At 65.1% G+C, this 20035-nt stretch carries 19 protein-coding genes; 4 read left to right on the top strand and 15 right to left on the bottom strand.

Going from position 1 to position 20035, the window contains the following annotated elements; genetic code table 11:
- From VK533_RS02350 to VK533_RS02305, 10 genes are all read right to left on the bottom strand, one after another.
- Nucleotides 1-308, bottom strand: a 308-nt coding sequence (locus VK533_RS02350) for a hypothetical protein (protein ID WP_324374645.1), incomplete at its 3' end; no start/stop codon positions are given.
- A 26-nt stretch (nucleotides 309-334) separates the two neighbouring features.
- Nucleotides 335-1846 (bottom strand): hypothetical protein, encoded by a 1512-nt coding sequence (locus VK533_RS02345; protein WP_324374643.1) that lies wholly within the window; start codon nucleotides 1844-1846, stop codon nucleotides 335-337.
- Nucleotides 1837-3327 (bottom strand): CpaF family protein, encoded by a 1491-nt coding sequence (locus VK533_RS02340; RefSeq protein WP_324374641.1) that lies wholly within the window; start codon nucleotides 3325-3327, stop codon nucleotides 1837-1839. Before VK533_RS02340 ends, VK533_RS02345 begins: the two co-directional genes overlap by 10 nt.
- Nucleotides 3328-3514: 187 nt before the next feature.
- Nucleotides 3515-6232, bottom strand: coding sequence for an AMP-binding protein (locus tag VK533_RS02335; RefSeq protein WP_324374639.1), 2718 nt, complete (start codon nucleotides 6230-6232; stop codon nucleotides 3515-3517).
- Between the two features lie 102 nt (nucleotides 6233-6334).
- A complete protein-coding gene (locus tag VK533_RS02330; protein ID WP_324374637.1) occupies nucleotides 6335-6598 on the bottom strand; it encodes an ATP synthase F1 subunit epsilon in 264 nt (87 codons plus the stop codon).
- A gap of 114 nt (nucleotides 6599-6712) precedes the next feature.
- Entirely contained in the window at nucleotides 6713-8176 is a 1464-nt protein-coding gene (atpD, locus tag VK533_RS02325; RefSeq protein WP_324374635.1) for a F0F1 ATP synthase subunit beta, read from the bottom strand.
- 24 nt (nucleotides 8177-8200) lie between these two features.
- Entirely contained in the window at nucleotides 8201-9136 is a 936-nt protein-coding gene (locus tag VK533_RS02320) for a F0F1 ATP synthase subunit gamma (protein ID WP_324374633.1), read from the bottom strand.
- A 227-nt stretch (nucleotides 9137-9363) separates the two neighbouring features.
- Entirely contained in the window at nucleotides 9364-10893 is a 1530-nt protein-coding gene (atpA, locus tag VK533_RS02315; protein WP_324374631.1) for a F0F1 ATP synthase subunit alpha, read from the bottom strand.
- 2 nt (nucleotides 10894-10895) lie between these two features.
- Nucleotides 10896-11450: a F0F1 ATP synthase subunit delta gene (locus VK533_RS02310; protein WP_324374629.1), complete on the bottom strand. Its 555-nt coding sequence runs from the start codon at nucleotides 11448-11450 to the stop codon at nucleotides 10896-10898.
- A gap of 132 nt (nucleotides 11451-11582) precedes the next feature.
- A complete protein-coding gene (locus VK533_RS02305; RefSeq protein ID WP_324374627.1) occupies nucleotides 11583-12437 on the bottom strand; it encodes a sigma-70 family RNA polymerase sigma factor in 855 nt (284 codons plus the stop codon).
- 136 nt (nucleotides 12438-12573) lie between these two features.
- Here VK533_RS02305 and VK533_RS02300 point away from each other — a divergent pair, with 136 nt between their 5' ends.
- The 3 genes from VK533_RS02300 to ada all read left to right on the top strand — a co-directional run bounded on the left by VK533_RS02300 (nucleotide 12574) and on the right by ada (nucleotide 14446).
- The gene (locus VK533_RS02300) at nucleotides 12574-12897 is read left to right on the top strand and encodes a hypothetical protein (protein WP_324374625.1); all 324 of its coding nucleotides are present in this window, start codon (nucleotides 12574-12576) and stop codon (nucleotides 12895-12897) included.
- Nucleotides 12898-12969: 72 nt separating this feature from the next.
- Entirely contained in the window at nucleotides 12970-13428 is a 459-nt protein-coding gene (locus VK533_RS02295) for a DUF1203 domain-containing protein (RefSeq protein ID WP_324374623.1), read from the top strand.
- On the top strand, nucleotides 13421-14446 hold the full coding sequence (gene ada / locus VK533_RS02290) for a bifunctional DNA-binding transcriptional regulator/O6-methylguanine-DNA methyltransferase Ada (RefSeq protein ID WP_324374621.1): 1026 nt from the start codon (nucleotides 13421-13423) through the stop codon (nucleotides 14444-14446). The genes VK533_RS02295 and ada overlap by 8 nt, the downstream gene beginning before the upstream one ends.
- Here the strand turns inward: ada and VK533_RS02285 are convergent.
- Together VK533_RS02285 and VK533_RS02280 are read right to left on the bottom strand one after the other, a co-directional pair.
- Nucleotides 14443-15516 (bottom strand): SAM-dependent methyltransferase, encoded by a 1074-nt coding sequence (locus VK533_RS02285; protein WP_324374647.1) that lies wholly within the window; start codon nucleotides 15514-15516, stop codon nucleotides 14443-14445. The genes ada and VK533_RS02285 overlap by 4 nt on opposite strands.
- Nucleotides 15516-16595: an SPASM domain-containing protein gene (locus VK533_RS02280; protein WP_324374619.1), complete on the bottom strand. Its 1080-nt coding sequence runs from the start codon at nucleotides 16593-16595 to the stop codon at nucleotides 15516-15518. The genes VK533_RS02285 and VK533_RS02280 overlap by 1 nt, the downstream gene beginning before the upstream one ends.
- Nucleotides 16596-16691: 96 nt before the next feature.
- On the opposite strand from VK533_RS02280, the gene VK533_RS02275 reads away from it, so the two are divergent.
- On the top strand, nucleotides 16692-17999 hold the full coding sequence (locus VK533_RS02275) for a hypothetical protein (RefSeq protein WP_324374617.1): 1308 nt from the start codon (nucleotides 16692-16694) through the stop codon (nucleotides 17997-17999).
- 242 nt (nucleotides 18000-18241) lie between these two features.
- Here VK533_RS02275 and VK533_RS02270 read toward each other — a convergent pair whose 3' ends face one another.
- The 3 genes from VK533_RS02270 to VK533_RS02260 form a co-directional block, all read right to left on the bottom strand.
- The gene (locus tag VK533_RS02270; protein ID WP_324374615.1) at nucleotides 18242-18691 is read right to left on the bottom strand and encodes a DoxX family protein; all 450 of its coding nucleotides are present in this window, start codon (nucleotides 18689-18691) and stop codon (nucleotides 18242-18244) included.
- Between the two features lie 73 nt (nucleotides 18692-18764).
- Entirely contained in the window at nucleotides 18765-19244 is a 480-nt protein-coding gene (locus VK533_RS02265; RefSeq protein ID WP_324374613.1) for a hypothetical protein, read from the bottom strand.
- A gap of 195 nt (nucleotides 19245-19439) precedes the next feature.
- On the bottom strand, nucleotides 19440-20035 hold a 596-nt coding region (locus VK533_RS02260; RefSeq protein ID WP_324374611.1), incomplete at its 5' end, for a hypothetical protein.

Genomic DNA, 20035 nt, shown 5'->3' with positions numbered 1-20035 from the left:
ATCTTTGCAGTCCAGGACGGCAGCTCGGGCGTTTCACACCATTTTATATCAAGATGGCCAGCGAATCCCTCGGCGATCCGACGTGAAGCACCCCCGTCATCTCCGGAATTATAAATAAGGAATTCGACGCCGTCCGTCTGTTGGGCTGCAGCGCTGGCGAGCGTGGCGGGAAGAAAATGTTCGCCATGATGCACCGGCATGACGACGGTCAGCCATGGCCTCGTCGGTCCGCTGTTTCCGAGAGCCGCAATGTTGAGCGGCGCCGCAGCGAATTCGGCGAAGTTGAACCTGTGGGCGGACATGTTCATCGCGGCGAACGTGTAGACTGATGAGGTTAATGGAGCGTTGTGGTGGCGGGTGCGGTAAGCGCTTGGCGGCGGCGTCGGGCGGCTACGGCCGGTCCGACCGCAAGCAGGGCCATCGCAACGAGGCTGAGCGCCAGGCCGAAATTCTCGATCGGCAACCGCCGCCGCTCCACCGCGCAGCCCTCGCCACGATAGCGCAGCAGGCCGGTGCCGGGCTCGGCGCCGCTCGGCACGAGGCCGTTCGCACAACGAACCTGCCAGATCGGGAAGTAATGAAGGCGGACGGTGGTCCAGCCGTTCGTGCTGCGCGTAGGCGGGGTATGCGCGGCAAGATCGAGCGCACGACGCGAAAAGGCCGCGTAAGGCTCGCTTACGCCGGCGGGCAGATATTCGATCACGTCGGGATGGTGCGCCAACACGCGACCGACCGGTTGCACCGACTGGTTGGAGGTCTGCAGCCACAGAATGATCGATGTGAGGGCCAAGGCGGGCACGACCAGCAGCAACAGCCGCTGCATCGGCCAGGATGCCCGTGCGACGATCCAGGCCACGCCGAAATCGGCCAGCACGAACAACCGCCAGGGGAATTGGACCGCCGCAAGCAGCGGGATCGCCCAGAGCGCGGGGATCAGGCCCAAACCAAGCGCCAGCATCGCCAGCACGAACCAGCCCCAGCGGTCGCGCCGGAGCAAGGCCAATGCGGGGAGGGCCAGCGCCGCGGCGATCAGCCCGACCAGGAACAGGCCGTCGCGCATGTGCGTATCGGGCGAGAGGATGGTCCAGCGCGCGGCCTGCAAAGCGGGCACGGCGGTCATGGTCGCGATCGCGACGTAGCGCTGGAGCAGGATCGCGGGCAGCAGATAGGGCGCGGCGAGCATCAGCCCGAGCACGAGGCCCGCGCCGATGCGCAACAAGGCGGGACGATCCTTCCAGGCTTCGGTCAAAGCGAGCACGGGGATCAGGAAGAGGCTGGCGAGCAGGGCCGTCGGCAGGTGGGTCAGAATCAGCAGGGCGTAGCCGGCCGCAATCAGCCAGATGCGGCGCCGGGCGATGCCGAGTGCGACCAGCGGCAGAGTGGCATACGCCACGAACTCGGCGAGTGCGCCGCGCATCCCGAAGTCGAGCAGATGGTAAGGCAGCGCCATGTAGAGCGCCGCGCCGAGCGCGGGGTGGCGTGTGCGACCATTGAGGAAACGGCCCATGGCGAGGCCTGAGAACCAGAGGCCCAACGTGGCCGCACCGAGCAGGGCCGGCCACGGCGCCAGCCCAACCAGGCCAAACGGTGCCGCCAGCCAGAAGGCGACAGGCCCGTAAAAATAGAAATCGGGCGCGCCGAGCCCGCCATGCGATTGCGGCAGCCAGCGCGGCCACAGATCGCCGTGCGCGATCGCGGCGGTGAACTGCTCGCTCCAGCTATAATTGATCCAGTGGCTGTCGTTCAGCCGCAACGGGCCGAAAATCGCCGGCGACATCAGCGCAACGGCCAGCAGCGCCAGCCACAGCCAGCGCGGCACGGCCGCAAATCGCTGCGTCAGAGGCATGCTTCCAGATAAGGCTGATCGAAGCCGAATTGCTTGGCCTTGTCGAGCGTGTAGGGGCGCAGGCCCATCGAGCGATATTCGCCGACGATCTTGCCGTCGGCGGTTTCGTCCAGATATTCGAACTTGAACAATTCCTGGGTGACGATCACGCTGCCTTCCATGCCGATCACCTCGGTGACGTTGGTGACGCGGCGGCTGCCGTCGCGCAGACGTTTGACCTGGATGACGAGATCGACCGAATCCGCGATTTGGCGGCTGATCGCTTCCTTCGGCACCTTGATGTCCGACATCATCACCATATTCTCCATGCGGGCGAGTGCCTCGCGCGGGGAGTTGGAGTGAAGCGTACACATCGAGCCGTCGTGGCCGGTGTTCATCGCGGCGAGCATGTCGAAGCATTCGGAGCCGCGAATTTCGCCGAGGATGATACGATCCGGGCGCATACGCAGCGCGTTCTTGACGAGGTCTCGGATCGAAATCTCGCCCTGGCCTTCGAGATTGGCGGGGCGCGTTTCGAGCGGCAGCCAGTGCGGCTGCTGCAGGCGAAGCTCGGCCGCGTCCTCGATCGTCAGCACGCGCTCGCCCGGGTCGATCATCTTGGAAATGGCGTTGAGCATCGTCGTCTTGCCCGAGCCGGTACCGCCCGAAATGACGATGTTGAAGCGGCAGGCGCCGGCGATCTTGAGCGCGGTCGCCATCTTCTCCGACATGCTGCCGCCCTTGGCCATCATGTCGAGCGTGATCGGCTTGGCCGAGAATTTGCGGATCGAGATGGCGGTGCCGCGCAAGCTGAGCGGCGGCACGATCACGTTGACGCGGCTGCCGTCGGCCAAGCGGGCGTCGGCGAGCGGGCTGGTCTGGTCGACGCGGCGGCCGACCTTGGACACGATCCGCTGCGCGATCTGGAACAGATGCTCCTCATCGCGGAACTGGACCGCGGCGAGCTCGAGCTTGCCCTTGCGCTCGACATAGGTCTGGTCGGGACCGTTGACCATGATGTCGCTGATCAGCGGATCAGCCAGCAATTCCTCAAGCGGGCCGAGGCCGAGCAATTCGTCGACCAGCACCTTTTCCAGCGCGAACTGCTCGCGACGGTTGAGCGTGATCTTGAGCTCGGCCAGCACTTCGCCCACGATTGGGCGGAACTCCTCGGCCAGCTCTTCCTTGGTGAGGGTAGCGGCGGCTTCGGGGTCGACGCGTTCCAGCAGGCGGGGGAGGACCTGCTCCTTGATCTTGTGGACAGAGGCTTCGAAGCCCTCGGCCTTGAGCGAGCCGGCTTCGCCCGATGCGGCGACGCGATCGGCCAGGCGCGACATCGCGTCCGGATTGCCGGTAATGGGATCGACGGATGCGACAACGGCTTCCACCGGCGGGAATTGCTCCCCGCCATGGATCGCACCATTGACCTGCATCGGCTTGGCAACGCCGAAAGAGGGCCTATTGCCCCCTCCCAGTCCGCCTCGCCTTCCGAACGCACTCATTCAATACCCCACAGCGGCCCGGAAAGCCTGGCCAGTCATGGTGAATAGAACGGAAAGCTTGCGAAGGTTTTAAGACTGCAATCCGCGCGATTACCGAGGTTTGCGTGGTGCGAAGGGGCGGACGACGGCGTATCTTGGTTGGCGGATCGGCGACTTCCCTTGCCGCTTCGGAGGGTTGGCCTCGAGCCTACACCACCACCTCGGTGCGCACGGGAACGGACGATTTTCGCAGCAGCATCGGCGGCAGCTCGAACAACCATCGCAATCCGATCCTCATCAGTACGACGTAGATACCCAGCGACAGCAGGATGATCGCCGTATCGAGGAAGATGGGATAGGTCGCGCAGATCAGCTTGTTGCCGAGCAGTTTCGCCAAAAGCGGCGCTCCGGGCCGTGTGATGACTTCGTGCCAGTCGCGCACCAGAATCTGATGCAGGAGATAGATGGGCAAAGTATGCCGCCCGACGAACGTCAACGGGCGCCCCAGCGGCGTATCCGCGAGCCGATGCGAGAGCGCCAGGCCGAGGCAGATGCCGGTCACGCTGGCCGGCAGCCAGATGCCGACCACGAATTCGCCCGCGACCTTCACCAGGAAACACGAGGCCAGATAGACCGCGCCTAGGCCGATCACGGCCGGCCAGCTTGCGCGTTGCGACACGGCATCCACCACGCGCGGAAGGTACGCGCCGATCAGATAGAAAAGCAGCGAACGGGCGATGTAGGTGATCGGCGGGCCGACCAGATCGGCCGAGACCGCCGACAGGATCGTGGCCAGTCCCAGCGAAAGCCACAACGGCCAGTTCCGCATCAGCCGCGCGGCGAGGAAGTAGGCCAGCAGCGCATAGAGGAACCACAAGAGCGACTGCGGCAGGATCAGGCTTTCCGCCCACCGCCCGACGAATTCGCCGATATGCCATTCGCCGGCGATCAGGCGTGCGGCGATCGCTACGTTCACGGTGATGATCGTCGTCCACAAGACGAACAGATAGAGCAGGAAGAAGAAGCGCCCGCGCGCGATTTCGCGCCATGGCCGCCACACCGCCTGGCCCACCAGCACGCCTGAAATCAGGAAGAAGGTCGGCATCCGCATCGGCTTGGCGATGCTGGTGATCAGATCCCAGATGTGGGCGATCTTGCCCGGGGCCACGACCTGCGAAAAATGGACCTCGTCGACATGCATGACGACGACCAGCAGCATGCAGAGGCCACGCGCGACGTCGATCGTGGCCAGCTTGCGCAGGAGGTTGCTCGTACTGGAGCCCTTGCCGTCCGGCGTCATGTCGCGCGCTTCCGCCAGCGCGGTGAGCGCGTCGATCGACATCGCTTCCCAATTGTCGGGAATGTGCGGCAGGCACTTTTCCAGCGCCATCACAACGAGGACATAGTTGAGCGAATCGCCGCCGAGCGAATTGAAGTTGGCGCTGCGATCTTCCGCGGCTTCGCCGAACACGGATTTGAAGGCCTCTTCGACCGCATCGGGGCCGACCGGCCCTTCGAGGCTGCCGCCGACCGTCTCCGTCACCGCGGGTTCGATCGACGCCTTGAGGCTCGCATAATCCACCTTGCCGGAGGCAAGCAGCGGATATTCCTCCACCACCCGAACGGTGAAATAGGCCGTCGGCAGCTTGAGGATGCGGGCGAGCACCGCCGCGATCGGAGTCGCGGCGTCGGCATCCCGCGTGACGATGAGCAGCTGATCGTCGATGCCGGTGGCGATTGCCGAATAGCCTTCGATGCTCAGCAGCGTTTCGATATCGTCGAGCCCGATCCGGTTTCCGAAGATCTTGATGAAGCGGCTCTTGCGGCCGGTAATCTCGAGGAGACCGCGCTTGTTGGACCGGCCGAGATCGCCCGTCGCAAGGCGTTCCGGGCCGGGATCGAGCGCCAGATCGTCGGGGCCGGTGGCATAGCCCATCATGACGTTGGGCCCGAAATAGACGATCTCGCCGACCTCGCCCAGGGCGACCTCCTCGCCATCCTCGTTGAGCAGCGCGATCCGGCCGCCCCCGGGGACGGCGACCCCGATGCTGCCCGGATTGGCTGCGGCCTGTTCGGGCGGCAGATACGCAATGCGCGCGGTCGCTTCCGTCTGACCGTACATGACGAAGAAGCGCCAGCCATGATCGGCGGCCAGCGTGATGAAGCGCGCGACCATGTCCGCGGCCAGGCGTCCGCCGGCCTGCGTGAAATAGCGCAGCGAGGGCGGCGCCGATGCCGCGAGATCGATGCGCTGCAACAGATCGTAAATATGGGGCACGCCGGCGAAGCTGGTCGCCTCATGCTCGCGCAGAAACGCCCAGAACGCCTTGTCGATCACCGATTTGTCGGTGAGCAGGATCGTCGCGCCGGCGAACAGATGGCTGTTCACGATCGACAGACCGTAACTGTAATGGGTCGGCAGGTTGACCGTGCCGCGCTCGTCGGGGCCCAGGCCAAGATATTCGGCGATCGATGCGGCATTCGCCGTCATGTTGCGTGCCGAAAGCCGGACGCATTTCGTGCTTCCGGTCGAGCCCGACGTCGACAACAGCAGCGCAAGCTCGGGATGCAAAGCAGGGGACGTGCGCCCGGTCGGCTCCGCCTGCCAATCCCCGGCCGCGGTGATCCGCACTGCCGGGCTGAACAATTGTTCGAAATGCGCGATCGTCTCGTGCGCGCCCGCAGGCGCGATCAGCATCGGATGACGCCCGCGCAGGCATGCGACATAGGCGATCAGCCAGCCGATGCAGCTCCCGCCTTCCAGCAGCACGAGCTTGGGTTTGGCGCCGAGCGTTGCGCCGAGCGTATCCGCCCGCGCCACCAGTTCGTCATAACGGATCGAGCCGCCCCGATCATCGACTGCGGCCAGCGCATCGCCAAAGCGGCCAAGCCGGTCGGCCAGAGATTCGGTAAGGTTCAGGGTCACGCGGCACTCCCCCCAGGGCGCACCCCATTAAAGCCCTGATCGGCGGGATTTTGTCCAGTAGATTTAGAGCTTAGCCGCTACGGATGCGCCCGGCTGAGCGGTTCAGGCGGGCTCGCTCGCCGCCTCGGCCAGTACCGTCAATCCGCTTGCATTGACCTCGGCAAAGCCGCCTTCGACGTGGATCCGCGCCGAAACCGTGTTCGGGCCCGAATAGACGGTCAGCTCGCCGGGACGGATCACCGACATCACGGGCGCATGGCCTTCGAGCACGCCGAATTCGCCCTCGGTGCCGGGGACGACCACCATGTAGACCGACTCCGAGCGGAGCAATTTCTCGGGCGTGACCAGTTCGAAATGCAGTGCCATTCAATTTCTCCCCCCTCCCGCTTGCGGGAGGGGTAGGGGGAGGGGAGTTCGACGGAGGAACCGGCAGGCCAGCCCCTCCCCTGATCCCTCCCTTGGCAGGGAGGGGAGTTGAAATTACGCCTCTTCGGCCAGTTTCTTCGCCTTGGCGATCGCCTCGTCGATGCCGCCGACCATGTAGAAGGCTGATTCCGGCAGATCGTCGTGCTTGCCTTCGACGACTTCCTTGAACGAGCGGACCGTATCCTCGATCTGCACGAACTTGCCGGAAATACCGGTGAAGACCTCGGCGACGTGGAACGGCTGCGACAGGAAGCGCTCGATCTTGCGCGCGCGGCTGACAGTCAGCTTATCGTCTTCCGAAAGCTCGTCCATGCCGAGGATGGCGATGATGTCCTGCAGCGACTTGTACTTCTGCAGGATCGCCTGGACGGCACGTGCGGTCTCGTAATGCTCCTGGCCGACGACGCGCGGCTCGAGCACGCGGCTGGTCGAATCCAGCGGATCGACCGCCGGATAGATGCCCTTTTCGGAGATCGCACGGTTGAGCGTGGTGGTCGCATCGAGGTGGGCGAACGAGGTCGCCGGCGCCGGATCGGTCAAATCGTCGGCGGGGACGTAGATCGCCTGCACCGAGGTGATCGAGCCCTTGTTGGTCGATGTGATCCGCTCCTGCAGCTGGCCCATGTCGGTCGACAAGGTCGGCTGATAGCCCACCGCCGACGGGATGCGGCCGAGCAGCGCCGACACTTCCGAACCCGCCTGGGTGAAGCGGAAGATGTTGTCGACGAAGAACAGCACGTCCTGGCCTTCGACGTCGCGGAAATATTCGGCGTTGGCGAGACCGGAAAGGGCGACGCGGGCACGCGCGCCCGGCGGCTCGTTCATCTGGCCGAACACCAAAGCGACCTTCGAACCTTCCGGCGTCGGATTGCCGTCGGCATCCTTGGCGATGACGCCCGCGTCGAGGAATTCGTGATAGAGATCGTTGCCTTCGCGCGTGCGCTCGCCGACGCCGGCGAACACCGACACGCCGCCATGGCCCTTGGCGATATTGTTGATCAGCTCCTGGATCAGCACGGTCTTGCCGACGCCCGCACCGCCGAACAGGCCGATCTTGCCGCCGCGCGCATACGGCGCGAGCAGATCGATCACCTTGATGCCGGTGACGAGGATGCTGCTCTCGGTCGACTGATCGACGAAGTCCGGTGCCTTGGCGTGGATCGGCGAATACTTGTCGGAATTGACCGGACCGCGCTCGTCGATCGGCTCGCCGATGACGTTGAGGATGCGGCCGAGCGTCATCGGGCCGACCGGCACGGTGATCTGCGAACCGGTGTCGGTCACTTCCTGGCCGCGGGTCAGGCCCTCGGTCGCGTCCATCGCGATCGTGCGGACGGTGCTTTCGCCGAGATGCTGCGCGACTTCGAGCACGAGGCGGTTGTCGCCGTTGCGCGTCTCGAGCGCGGACAGGATCGCCGGCAGCTCGCCGTCGAACTGCACGTCGACGACGGCGCCGATCACCTGGCTGATGCGGCCGACATTGTTCGTGCCGAAGGAGATTGCGGAGGCGGTAGCCATTGTCTTTCCTTGCTTTCGGGTGCGTTAGAGCGCTTCGGCGCCCGAGATGATTTCCACCAGTTCGGTCGTGATCGCGGCCTGGCGGGTGCGGTTATATTGAATGGTGAGGCGATTGATCATGTCGCCGGCATTGCGGGTGGCGTTGTCCATCGCGTTCATGCGGCTGCCCTGTTCGGACGCGGCATTTTCCAGCATCGCGCGGAACAGCTGGATCGCGATATTGCGCGGCAGCAGCTCGGCGAGGATCGTCTCCTCATCGGGCTCATATTCGACCGCCGCGCCATCATTGGCGGGGGCGCCGCCCACGGTCGTCTGGGTACGGGTGCCGTCCTCGGAAACACGGGTCGTAACCGTGCCGCCGGTCGGCACCGGAACCGGGATGATCTGCAACTCGGTCGGGATCTGAACGAGCGCGGACTGGAACTTGGCGAAGAACAGGTGGGCGACGTCATATTCGCCCGCCTCGAACCGCGCGATCAGGTCCTTCGCCACGCTGAGCGCGTCGGTGAAGGCGACGTTCTTGATGTGGCTCTGGTCGACCTGGTAGACGATTTTGCCCGGATACAGGCGCTGCAGGACCGCGCGGCCCTTCTTGCCGATCAGGTAGAAACGCACATCCTTGCCGGCGCGCAGCAGCTCGTCGGCGGTCTTGCGCGCGGCCCGCACGATATTGGTGTTGAACGCGCCCGCAAGGCCGCGCTCCGACGTCGCGACCACCAGCAGATGCTTCTGGTCCGAACCCGTGCCGGCGAGCAGCTTGGGGCTGTTGGGGCCGACCGTGACTTTCGACGCCAGGCTCGCCATCACCGCATTCAGGCGCTCGGCATAGGGACGGCCAGCCTCGGCCGCCGACTGCGCGCGGCGCAGCTTGGCGGCGGCGACCATCTTCATCGCCTTGGTGATCTTCTGGGTCGATTTGACCGAGCTGATCCGGTTCTTGAGTGCCTTGAGGCTGGCCATCTTAAGTCCGTTAGAAGCGAGGCACGTCAGGGACTGAATGTCCCTGAGCGAGCGAAAGCAGGAAAAACCCCGCCGCAGCCACGTACGCAAATCGTGCCCAAATCTTAGCCGAGCGCAAGTTTTCCTCGCGATGCTCATGACTTGCAGCAGCGGCGATCTGTTCCAACTCTTTCCCCTTCAGGATGAGGTAGACACAAAGCATCCAGATGACGATTTGCAGCATCGGCTCAGGCGAACGTCTTGGCGAACTGATCGAGCGCGCTCTTCAGCTTGGCCTTGGTGTCGTCGGCCAGATCCTTGCTGTCGCGGATCGCCTTCAGCACGTCCTTATGATTGGCGCGCATGTCGGCCAGCATCCCGGCTTCGTAGCGAACGACGTCATTGACCGGCACGCTGTCGACATAGCCGTTGGTGCCGGCGAAGATCGACACGACCTGCTCCTCGAACGGCAGCGGCTGAAACTGCGGCTGCTTGAGCAGCTCGGTCAGGCGCGCGCCGCGATTGAGCAGACGCTGGGTCGATGCGTCGAGATCCGATCCGAACTGCGCGAATGCCGCCATCTCACGATACTGGGCGAGCTCGAGCTTGATCGAGCCCGACACCTTCTTCATCGCCTTGGTCTGCGCGGCGGAACCGACGCGGCTGACCGACAGGCCGACGTTAATCGCGGGGCGGACGCCCTGATAGAAGAGGTCGGTCTCGAGGAAGATCTGGCCGTCGGTGATCGAGATCACGTTGGTCGGGATGTAGGCCGACACGTCGCCCGCCTGGGTCTCGATGATCGGCAGCGCGGTCAGCGAGCCGCCGCCATTGTCCTTGTTCATCTTCGCGGCGCGCTCGAGCAGACGCGAGTGGATGTAGAAGACGTCGCCCGGATAGGCTTCGCGGCCCGGGGGACGGCGCAGCAGCAGCGACATCTGGCGATAGGCGACGGCCTGCTTGGACAGATCGTCATAGACGATGACGGCGTGCATGCCGTTGTCGCGGAAATATTCGCCCATCGCGCAGCCGGTGTACGGCGCGAGGAACTGGAGCGGGGCGGGCTCGGACGCGGTCGCGGCGACGACGATCGAATATTCCATCGCGCCATTCTCTTCGAGCGTCTTGACCAGCTGCGCAACGGTCGAGCGCTTCTGGCCGATCGCGACATAGATGCAGTAGAGCTTCTTGCTCTCGTCATCGCCCGAATTCGGGCCCTTCTGGTTGATGAAGGTGTCGATCGCGACGGCGGACTTGCCGGTCTGACGATCGCCGATGATCAGCTCGCGCTGGCCGCGGCCGACGGGAACGAGCGCGTCCAAGGCCTTGAGGCCGGTCTGGACCGGCTCGTGCACCGACATGCGCGGGATGATGCCCGGCGCCTTCACTTCGACGCGGCTGCGCTGGGTCGTCGCGATCGGGCCTTTGCCGTCGATCGGATTGCCGAGGCCGTCGACCACGCGGCCGAGCAATTCCTTGCCGACCGGCACGTCGACGATCGTCTGCGTGCGCTTGACGACGTCACCTTCCTTGATCTCGCTGTCCGAGCCGAAGATCACGACGCCGACATTGTCGGCCTCGAGGTTGAGCGCCATGCCCTGCACGCCGTTCGAGAATTCGACCATCTCGCCGGCCTGGACATTGTCCAGCCCGTGGATGCGCGCGATGCCGTCGCCGACCGACAGCACCGAGCCCACCTCGGACACTTCGGCATCCGTGCCGAAGCCCGCGATCTGGTCGCGGATGACCTTGGAGATTTCTGCCGCGCGGATTTCCATGTTCAACCTTTCATCGCAGTCGCGAGTGCGTTCAATTTGGTGCGGATCGAGCCGTCGATCTGACGGCTGCCGAGACGGACGATCAGTCCGCCGAGAATATTGGGGTCGACCGTCGCGTCGACCGCGACCTCGCTACCGACGATCGATTTCAATCGTACGGTCAGCGCCGCCAACTGGCTCTTGTCGAGCGGGTGGGCGGTGATCACCTGGGCGCTTGTCTCGCCGCGATGGCGCGCCGACAGCGTGTTGAAGTCGCGGATGATCGCGTTGAGCGCCCCAAGCCGGCGATTCTGCGCGAGCACGCCCAGGAAATTGGCGGTCAGCGGATCGAGCTTGAGCGGCTTGGCCAGGGCGGCGACCGCCTTGCCGGCGTTCGCGCGGCTGACGAGCGGGCTGGTGACCAGATTCTTGAGATCGGCCGAATCGGCCAAAGCCTGCTTCAGCGTGGCGAGGCTGGCGCCGACCTTGTCGAGCTTCTCGCCGTCGCGGGCGAGCTCGAACAGAGCGGTGGCGTACCGTCCGCTAAGGCTTGCCTGTATGCCGCCGGAATACTCCACGCGCTCGTCGTCCCCTGATTTCGTGGTGCCTCGCGCCGAACGGGCAAGGCTAAAGCGGGCGCACCGGATGGCCGCCCACTTCGGTCGCGCGCCGCCTAGCAAGCGGGGGTGCGGATTGCAAGGTGAGCGGGGTCAAATCCGCGCGATATCGATCCCGTCCATCACGTAACGGGCGTAATGGAAATCGCGGATCGTGACGATGCGGCCGTCCGACCAGCCGAGCAGGATCACGAACCGGCTGTTCGCATTGTCCGGATCGGTGGCGAGCAGCGCTGGCCTGCCTTCGGCCAGCACCGGTTCGACCCGCCACGCAATGTCGGCGGCGGAATAGCGTTCGAAATAGATCGACACGTCGGCCTTGCCCTTGCGCTTCGCCCTTGGCGGCAGATCGAGCTGCGCATCGGCGGCGAGCAGATCGCGCAAGGCGTCGAACGCGCGTGCATTGAACAGATCGGCGTAGGCCCGCAGCTGCAGCTTTTCGCGATCGTCGATGGCGGGAGCGGGGGATTCGGCGGGCACCGCCAGTCGCAGGCGGCCACGATGCAAGGCCGCCTTTACGGCAGCCACGCTGGTTTCGAGGATCGATGCCGTCTCCGCCGCCGAATAACCGAGCACGTCGACCAGCACGACCGAAGCGCGCTGCGGCGGGGGCAGTGGCAGGAAGGCGGTAAAGCCCAACGTCACCGCGACGCGCGCGGCGCTGTCGGCGCCCGGATCCGCATCGTCGCCCTCCAGCATCGGAACATCGCCGCCGCGCCGCTGTCGCATCATGTCGATCGCGGCGTTGCGGGCGATTCGGAACAGCCATGCCTCGGGCGACGCGATCGGGGCGGACCGTTCATAGGATGTGGCGGCGCGGATCAGCGCTTCCTGCACGACATCCTCGCCATCGATCGCGGAGCCCATCATGCGCCCGCAAAAGCTGTGCAACCGGGGCCGCATATCGGCCAGCCATTGTTCCAGGCCCTTTGTGTCCAAACCGCTCATCCCGTCCTCGCTCTACGTCCGATGCCATGACGAGTGCCGGACCGAAAAGGATTCTGTGGGCGGCCTCGAATCCTTTCGAGACCCGGCTTCGTCAGGATGATGGGCGCGATCACTGCGCTCCAGGAGGAGTATGACTATGCAACGCGTGACCATCGTCCGCTACAAGGTGAAGCCCGAGGCCGTCGCCGAGAATGAAGCGCTTTCCCATGCGGTGTTCGATCGCGTCCGCCGCGACCGGCCGCAGGGTGTTTCTTATGGGCTGTTCAAGGAGGCGGACGGGCAGAGCTTCGTCCACGTCTTCGTCAATCTGCTGGATGACAATTCGGATGCCGTAACCGGCCTTGCCGAATTCGACGCATTCGGTTCCCATCTCAGCGCGCGCTGCGAGATTCCGCCCGAAGTCTCGCGCGGCAGCGTGGAATTGGTCGATTCCTACGGCTTTTCGATCAGGGAGGTTTGACCGCAAGCCGCGGGAAGCGGTGGGGGCGAAGGCGGCATAGATGGGCTGGGTCAGTTCGAGGAGAACAAGATCATGGCCTATCGAATCAAGGGGCTCGACCCCGCCGCCTTCGCCGATACCGACGCGCTGATCGCCGCCGGCGCGATCCGGATGACCGTGGATCGGCCCAACGCCTTTCCCTGCCGGGTTTCGCTGGAAGATGCCGCGCCGGGTACCGAGGTGTTGTTGCTCAACTTCGTGTCGGCGGACGTGCAGACGCCCTTCCGCGCGTCGCACGCAATCTTTATCAGGGAAGGCGTGGTCGAAGCGCCGCTCTACAAGGATAGGGCGCCGCCGTTCCTGGCGCGGCGCACGACCAGCTTGCGGGGCTTCGACGGTGCGGGAATGATCCGTGCCGCCAGGCTTGCCCAGCCGGGCGACGCCGACGCCGGCCTCCGCGATTTGTTCGAGGATGAGGAGATCGTGCATGTCGATATCCACGCCGCGGCCTGGGGCTGCTTCCTCGCCCGTGCGGAGCGCGACCATGCTTGAGAGTGACGATCAACGCTGGGGCGCCGTACTGCGCCGCGACCGTGCGATGGACGGACAGTTCGTGACCGGCGTGCTCTCGACCGGCATCTATTGCCGGCCATCCTGCGCCGCGCGCCATCCCCGGCGAGAGAATGTGCGTTTCTTCGCCAGCGGCGCCGAAGCGCGCGATTTCGGTCTGCGCGCCTGCCTGCGCTGCCGCCCCGACGAGATCGCGGCGGACGAGGCGGGCATCGCGCGCGCGATCGCGCTGATCGAGGCGGCGGAAGACGCGCCCTCGCTCGACCGCCTGGCGGAGGCCGCCGGCTATAGCCCGTTCCATTTCCATCGCCTGTTCCGCCGCGCGACCGGCGTCACGCCCGCGGCCTATGTCCGCGCGCATCGCGCCAGGCGGGCCGAACGGGCGCTCAAGGAGTCCGATACCGTGACCGAAGCTTTGTATGACGCCGGCTATGCCGCGCCCGCCCGTTTCTATGCCGATATGCCCGACCGGCTCGGCATGACCCCGTCCAAATGGCGCGACGGCGGGCGCGGCGAGACGATCCGCTGGGAAGTCGCGCAGACCGACCTCGGCCCGCTGCTGGTGGCCGCCACCACGCGCGGCATTTGCCGGGTCGCGTTCGAGCCCGATGATGCCGCACTGCGCGCGCATTTCCCAAACGCCGCGATCGAGCGGGGCGGCGCGGCGCTGGAGGCCTTGCTCGCGGATGCGGTCGAGTTCGTGACCCAGCCCGGCCGCGCGATGGCCCTGCCGCTCGACGTGCGCGGCACCGCTTTCCAGCAGGCGGTGTGGCGCGAATTGTCGCGCATCCCGGCGGGCGAGACCTTGAGCTACGCCGCGCTCGCGGCGCGCGCGGGCAACCCCAATGCGGTGCGCGCGGTGGGGTCCGCGTGCGGGGCCAACCCGGTCGCGATGCTGATCCCGTGCCACCGCGCGCTGCGCACGGACGGTAGCCTCGGCGGCTATGCCTATGGGCTGCCGATCAAGCGGAAATTGCTCGAGCGCGAAGCCGCGGGCTAGGACGCCTTCCTGATCGCGATGCCGATGCAGGTGACGATCATCCCGTCCATGCTGGCTTTAAGGTGCGCGGGCGGCCCGAGCCACTCCGCGAACGAGGCTGGCAGTTCGCCATGATAAGGCGGCATGTCCACGAACCGGTCGAGCGGGCCGCCGCCGAGATCGAAATCGAACGGCGCGACATGGTGGCCTTGCGACCGCAGCTTTTGCGCAAGCTCTTCCATATGCTTGCGCTGGAATGCGACCGACATCCAATTGTCGACCGTCGGCCCGTCCTCGCGGATATTGAACTCGGTCGTGTGGACCGCCACGCCCCCGGGCCGCAGGCAGGCCATCGCATTCTCGACGAACGCCAGTCCATTCCTGATCGAACCCAGATGTTCGAGGGCGCAGATCGACCAGCAGAAGTCGTAACCGGTCAGGTCGGCGGGAATCCGGTTCATGTCGACGAAGCGAAGATCGACATTCTCGTCGAACGCCTGCCGGCCGACGAGATGCTCCATGAATGCCAGATCGCGGGCGGTCGCATGCTGCCCGCTTTCCCTCCAGCCCGATGAAACCGCCTCTTCAGGGGGAATGTCGGTCGCCGTTACGGACACGCCATGAGCAGCAAGGTAGCTGGGCAGGGGTTCCTCGCCGCAGCCGAAGCCGAGCCCGCGCTTTCCCGGGGCGATCATGTCGGCTTCGAACAGGAATTGCAGGACGAAGCACAGCTCCCACAGCTTCCGGTGATAGGTCACCGGTATCTTGAGCTCGCCGCACCAGTGGGCGACCCATTCGCTTTCCATGGCGGCCTGGGTCGATAGCCCGCTGGGTAGATTATGCTTCCGCGCGACCGTCCCGGTCGGAGGCGGCAGCGCGTCCGCGAGCTGCCGCGCCAGGCTGTATCCCATCTGCTTGATGTTCAGCGCAAGCGGGTCGATCGCGTTGGCGATCAGGCGCAGGCGGTTGAGGTTGGGATGGCCTTGCGCGCCGACCGGAGTCAGCAGCGCGGTGAGGTCACGATTGTTGATCCGGGCCCCAGGAAAGCCCGTCCTGCGCTCCCGTCGGCGCCGGAGCCACTGCGTCAGCATCAAGACGATACGGGATGATCGAACGGGAAATTGGGTGTGCGCACGTCGCCGAAGCAGCGCGTGCAAAGTGGCACCTCGTCATGGCGTCCTTCATCCATCGTCTGGGCGAACTGGCGGCGGGCGAGGTTGGTCATCGTTTCGCGGAAGGTTTCAATCGCGAGGTTGCCGATCGGCTGTTCACGCGCAAAGTCGTTGCAGCAAGGCAGCACCGCCCCATCGCAATCGACGATCAGGTCGTGCGTCACGGCGGATGTGCAGAGGACGCGCGCCGGGGAGAGCGACAGTTTCTGGAACAGGCTGAGGTCTTCCATGCAGCGGCTCGACATCGGATCGAACACGACCTCTTTCGCGCCGCGCGACAGGAACCATTCGCGGATCATGGGGAGCTCTTCACGATTGGCGCGGCTGACCGGCACGCTGACGCGGACCTTGCCGGGGAAGTCGCGCAAGATCTGCTCGTACTTCGGGAAGACGTTCTTCGCCCGCAGCGGGGTCATCAGATAGTCGTAGGTCTCAGGCGTCAGCGATTCGCAGTGCAGGGCGATCAGCGTGACATAGGGGAACAGCACCTTGTGTTTGGAGCTGTTATAGGCCGCGCCGTTGGTGTTGACCGAGAAGATCACGTCGGGGAGCTTCTCATGCACATAGCGGGCGCGCTCGACCACCATCGGATCGACCAGCCCGTCGCCGAACAGGCCGAAGCCGATATGGCTGTCCACCGCCACGCCTTCTTCCACGATACCGTCGATGATCTTGTGGAAGATCGACATCGGCATCGTGCCGCGCGGCGAATTGGCGGTGCTGGCCTTGCCCGTCGGGCAATGAATGCAGGACGCATTGCAGGTGCCAGTGGTGCCGATACCCACCGCGCCCAGATGCTGCACGCCATCCTGGCTGCGCGGGCGCGCCTTGGCGATCTCGCGGCGGGTGATCGTCAGCTCGGCATCGAGCAGGTTGGCCGCGCGCCAGGACAAGGCCGCAAGCCGGGGATGCTGGCGATACTTCGCCATGCCGCCCCACTTCTGGAGGAGACGGGCAAGCTTGCGGACGGGGCCGGCGGGGGCGGTTTGCTGAAGCACGGCAGCCCCTTAGCAGAGATAGACCGCATTCCGAAAGGCGCTGGCGTCGGGGCGGGCGGCGCGGCACAAGGCTAAGCGGTGCGGTGGCGCGAGCTGATGGCGGCCTGTTGGGCCTGTGCGGCGGGGGCGGCGCTCGCCCAGACGCCGCCGTCCCAGGTGCCGCCGGCCCAGTCGCATGCGGCGCCGGCCGTGCCCGACAAGGCGGCCGACGCACCCCCGCAAATCCAGACCCCGGTCGAGGCGCTCGCGCAGGACGGGGCGGAATATGCGCGCCTCTATGGCGTGCCGCTCGACCAGGCGATCCGCGAGATGGAGGCGGCGCAGGACAGCGTGCCCGCGACCGACGCGCTCCAGTTCGGTTACCGCGAACGGCTGGCCGGCCTGTACATCGTGCATGATGGCGGCTTCCGGATCGTGGTGCTGCTGACCGGGGCCGAGCCGGTGGCCGATCAGGCGATCCTTGCCGGCGGGATGAACGTGCCGGTCCTGTTCCAGACGGGGGCACCGGCGACGCGCGACGATATCCTCGCCGCGATCGTCGCGCATCAGGCCGATCTCCGCGCGGCCTTGCACAATCCGCCCGGCATGGGGGTCGATCCGCGCACCGGCATGCTGGCGGTGATGGTCAAGGCGGACGATGTCGACGCCGATGGGCCGGAGGCGCTGGCGGCGCGGCTCTCGACCATTGCCGGCGTGCCGGTCGAGGTCAAAGTCTGGTCCGACCTGGACATCAATCTGATGGCGGAGGGCGGGGGACGGGTGATCGGCTTCGATCCGGGGATCGGCCGGCGTGCCGTCTGCACCAGCGGCTTCGTCGTCACCGACGGCACCCAGACCGGCATCGCCACCGCCGCGCATTGCCCCGACCAGATCAGCTATGTCGAGCCGGGCGGGGGCGAGATCCCGCTGACGATGATCGGCGCGTGGGGCGCGCATTATCAGGACGTCCAGATCCATGTCGGCGCGGGCGTGCTGGCGCCGCTTTTCTATGCCGGCTTCTATGTTGATCGGGGCAAGACCGTCTCGCGCCCGGTGACGAGCTGGCGCAACCAGACCAGCACGCGCGCGGGCGACGTCGTCTGCCATCGCGGCGAGCGGACCGGCTATAGCTGCGCCGAGGTCGAATATCCCGATTATGCCCCGCCCGGCGCGCTGTGCGCCGGCCCGTGCACGCCGACCTGGGTCGCGGTGCGCGGCCCCGATTGCAAGGGCGGCGACAGCGGCGGCCCGGTGTTCGCGGGCACGATCGCGTTCGGGCTGGTCAAGGGATCGAGCTACACCGGCGACGGGCGCTGCCGGCTCTATTATTACATGTCGACCGACTATCTGCCGCCGGGGTGGACGGTGGCGATCCAGGGTAGGGGCGAGGCGCCGGAAATTCAAAAAACACCGGAAACGAACTAAAGGAATTTCCGAAAAAGTCCGTCTGTCGCGCGATAGCGCAATTTTGTTAGACGGTTCGGTACTTTTCAAACTGCTCAATCCGCCCCGTAACGCCGGAATTTGTTGCCGAACGTGGCATGCATCCTCAATACCATAGGGGTTTGTTCACGTTTTGTCCAGAGTGGATGCTCAAAGTGGTAAGGCAAAATTAGGCACTGTGTCCCCGGAATTCCGCCGAGACGTCACGACGACAGGCTCACGCCTCAAACAGCGGAGCGGCGCCTGTGCCGCAACCATGCCAGCAGGCGACGCGGATCCGGGGACCGGACCGCCGCGAAGCAACCATCGCCCGCAACAGCCTGAATACCAAGCAGCGCCAGCCAGACGAGCGGCAGTTCGGCTCCAGCCTTCGTGAAGAAGAAACCGTTGCGCGTCATCCAGAAGTGGGCCGCGCCCAGCATCATCGGCATGGCATAACAGGCGACATATCTGGTCAGCACGCCCGGGATCAGCAGCAGGGCGCCGGCAAGTTCCGCCGAAAGGACATAAGCGGGCACGAAGGCCGGATATCCCGCCTTGAGCAGATTTTCCCACCAGGCCTCCAGCCCGCCGGGGAAAATCGCGAACTTCCAATAGAGATGCGCAATGAAGAGCGACGCCAGGAGCAGCCGGAGGAGCAGAGCCGCGCTTTCAGACGCCGACCCGCGTGCCAATCGTGCTTTTCGCATCTTCCGCCCCCGGTCGCGCCAGCGCGCAGCCAATGAATAAAGCTGCGCGATGAAGCCGTCACTGCCTGTCGAATATCAGCAGTTGCGAAAAAGGCAGACCCTTTCGGTTGGTGCCCTCGTCGGTGATGGTCAGGATCTTTCCGTCCCGCGAAACCTTACGCACGGCGATGCCCACCGTTTTGCCGTCGCGTTTTTCCTCCGACCTGACGGTCCATTTGTCGATGCGTACGGCGTTCAGCGTGTCGTAGCTCGCGGAACCGGCCATCGCATAGTCTCGCCCATCATAGGCATAGGTATAATTCACCCGCATCGCCTCGCCGCCGGCATCGATGCCCGTCCAGGTGACCGAAACGCCCGTCGGAGCAGCCGCATAAACGCGGATCTGGCTCTGCCACCCCGGCCCGGGTGTGAATTTCGACCGGGCCACATTCAGCTTCCAGGTGCCGCTGACCGGATCGTCGGCCGGCGTCATCTGTGCTGCCGACAGCGTCAGTGCGAAAATGGACCCGATAATGAACATCAGAAAGCGTCGAGCCATGTTGCTGCTCCCCAAACGTTCGGCGGTTCATCACAAAGAGAATTCCGGGGACACGATCCCGCATTCCGGTGCACTTATTTTCGAAACATGAACCCGCCGGCGACTTGTTCGCGGAAATAAGTGCACTGTCACCGGAATTCCACCGGAATTCCCAGAATTCAATTGCTGCGGCCGCGATGACCGCACCCGTCTATGTTACGTCAGCCAAACCACCAGCTCGAAACCCCGTTCGCGATCGACCTGGACCGGACACCAGGGCCAGAAATCCCGCAGCACCTCGGGATGCGGGTGACGATAGCCCTTATGTGCTGGATCGGACGAAAAGATGCTGACCGCAGGCGCCAGGGCTGCGGCGACCCCCTCATGCCAGTTCGCGGACGCGCCATGATGCATGACTTGGACGATGCCGGCGCGTTTGATGCGCGTACTGCCGAAAAAGTGACGCAGAGCCGCGAGCCGCGCGGGGCTGTCTAGATAGCCGTCGCCGGTCGCAAGCTGCGCGAAATTGTCGCGCGCGGCATTCCACCGGACCGCATGGGTCGCAATATGCTGCCGCATGCCGATCCGCACCCCGACCGGCCCCGAATAGAGAAACAGCGAGGCGAGGTTGCGGGGGTGGGGATCGTCTCCGAACTGGCGATCGTAAAGACGCTTCAGCAAGGCTAGCGCAAGGCCGCGATGCGGGCGCCGGCGCAGCAGGCGCCTGACGATCCAGGTGACCTGGGTCAGGAATAGCTGATCGACCCGTGGCCGCAATTCGGCATCATTATAGGGCACAAACTCCCACAGGC

It is taken from the genome of Sphingomonas sp. (genome assembly GCF_035317925.1).
GTDB lineage: Bacteria > Pseudomonadota > Alphaproteobacteria > Sphingomonadales > Sphingomonadaceae > Sphingomonas_I.
The sequence above is the reverse complement of the archived record's forward strand: the minus strand, read 5'-3'. Positions and strand labels throughout refer to the sequence as shown.

Coding starts and splice junctions, on each gene's coding strand:
- atpD (WP_324374635.1), bottom strand. CDS start 8,176: ATGGCTACCGCCTCCGCAATCTCCTTCGGCACGAACAATGTCGGCCGC.
- ada (WP_324374621.1), top strand. CDS start 13,421: ATGCTTGAGAGTGACGATCAACGCTGGGGCGCCGTACTGCGCCGCGAC.
- VK533_RS02295 (WP_324374623.1), top strand. CDS start 12,970: ATGGCCTATCGAATCAAGGGGCTCGACCCCGCCGCCTTCGCCGATACC.
- VK533_RS02265 (WP_324374613.1), bottom strand. CDS start 19,244: ATGGCTCGACGCTTTCTGATGTTCATTATCGGGTCCATTTTCGCACTG.
- VK533_RS02345 (WP_324374643.1), bottom strand. CDS start 1,846: ATGCCTCTGACGCAGCGATTTGCGGCCGTGCCGCGCTGGCTGTGGCTG.
- VK533_RS02340 (WP_324374641.1), bottom strand. CDS start 3,327: ATGAGTGCGTTCGGAAGGCGAGGCGGACTGGGAGGGGGCAATAGGCCC.
- VK533_RS02330 (WP_324374637.1), bottom strand. CDS start 6,598: ATGGCACTGCATTTCGAACTGGTCACGCCCGAGAAATTGCTCCGCTCG.
- VK533_RS02275 (WP_324374617.1), top strand. CDS start 16,692: ATGGCGGCCTGTTGGGCCTGTGCGGCGGGGGCGGCGCTCGCCCAGACG.
- VK533_RS02320 (WP_324374633.1), bottom strand. CDS start 9,136: ATGGCCAGCCTCAAGGCACTCAAGAACCGGATCAGCTCGGTCAAATCG.
- VK533_RS02285 (WP_324374647.1), bottom strand. CDS start 15,516: ATGCTGACGCAGTGGCTCCGGCGCCGACGGGAGCGCAGGACGGGCTTT.
- VK533_RS02300 (WP_324374625.1), top strand. CDS start 12,574: ATGCAACGCGTGACCATCGTCCGCTACAAGGTGAAGCCCGAGGCCGTC.
- VK533_RS02305 (WP_324374627.1), bottom strand. CDS start 12,437: ATGAGCGGTTTGGACACAAAGGGCCTGGAACAATGGCTGGCCGATATG.
- atpA (WP_324374631.1), bottom strand. CDS start 10,893: ATGGAAATCCGCGCGGCAGAAATCTCCAAGGTCATCCGCGACCAGATC.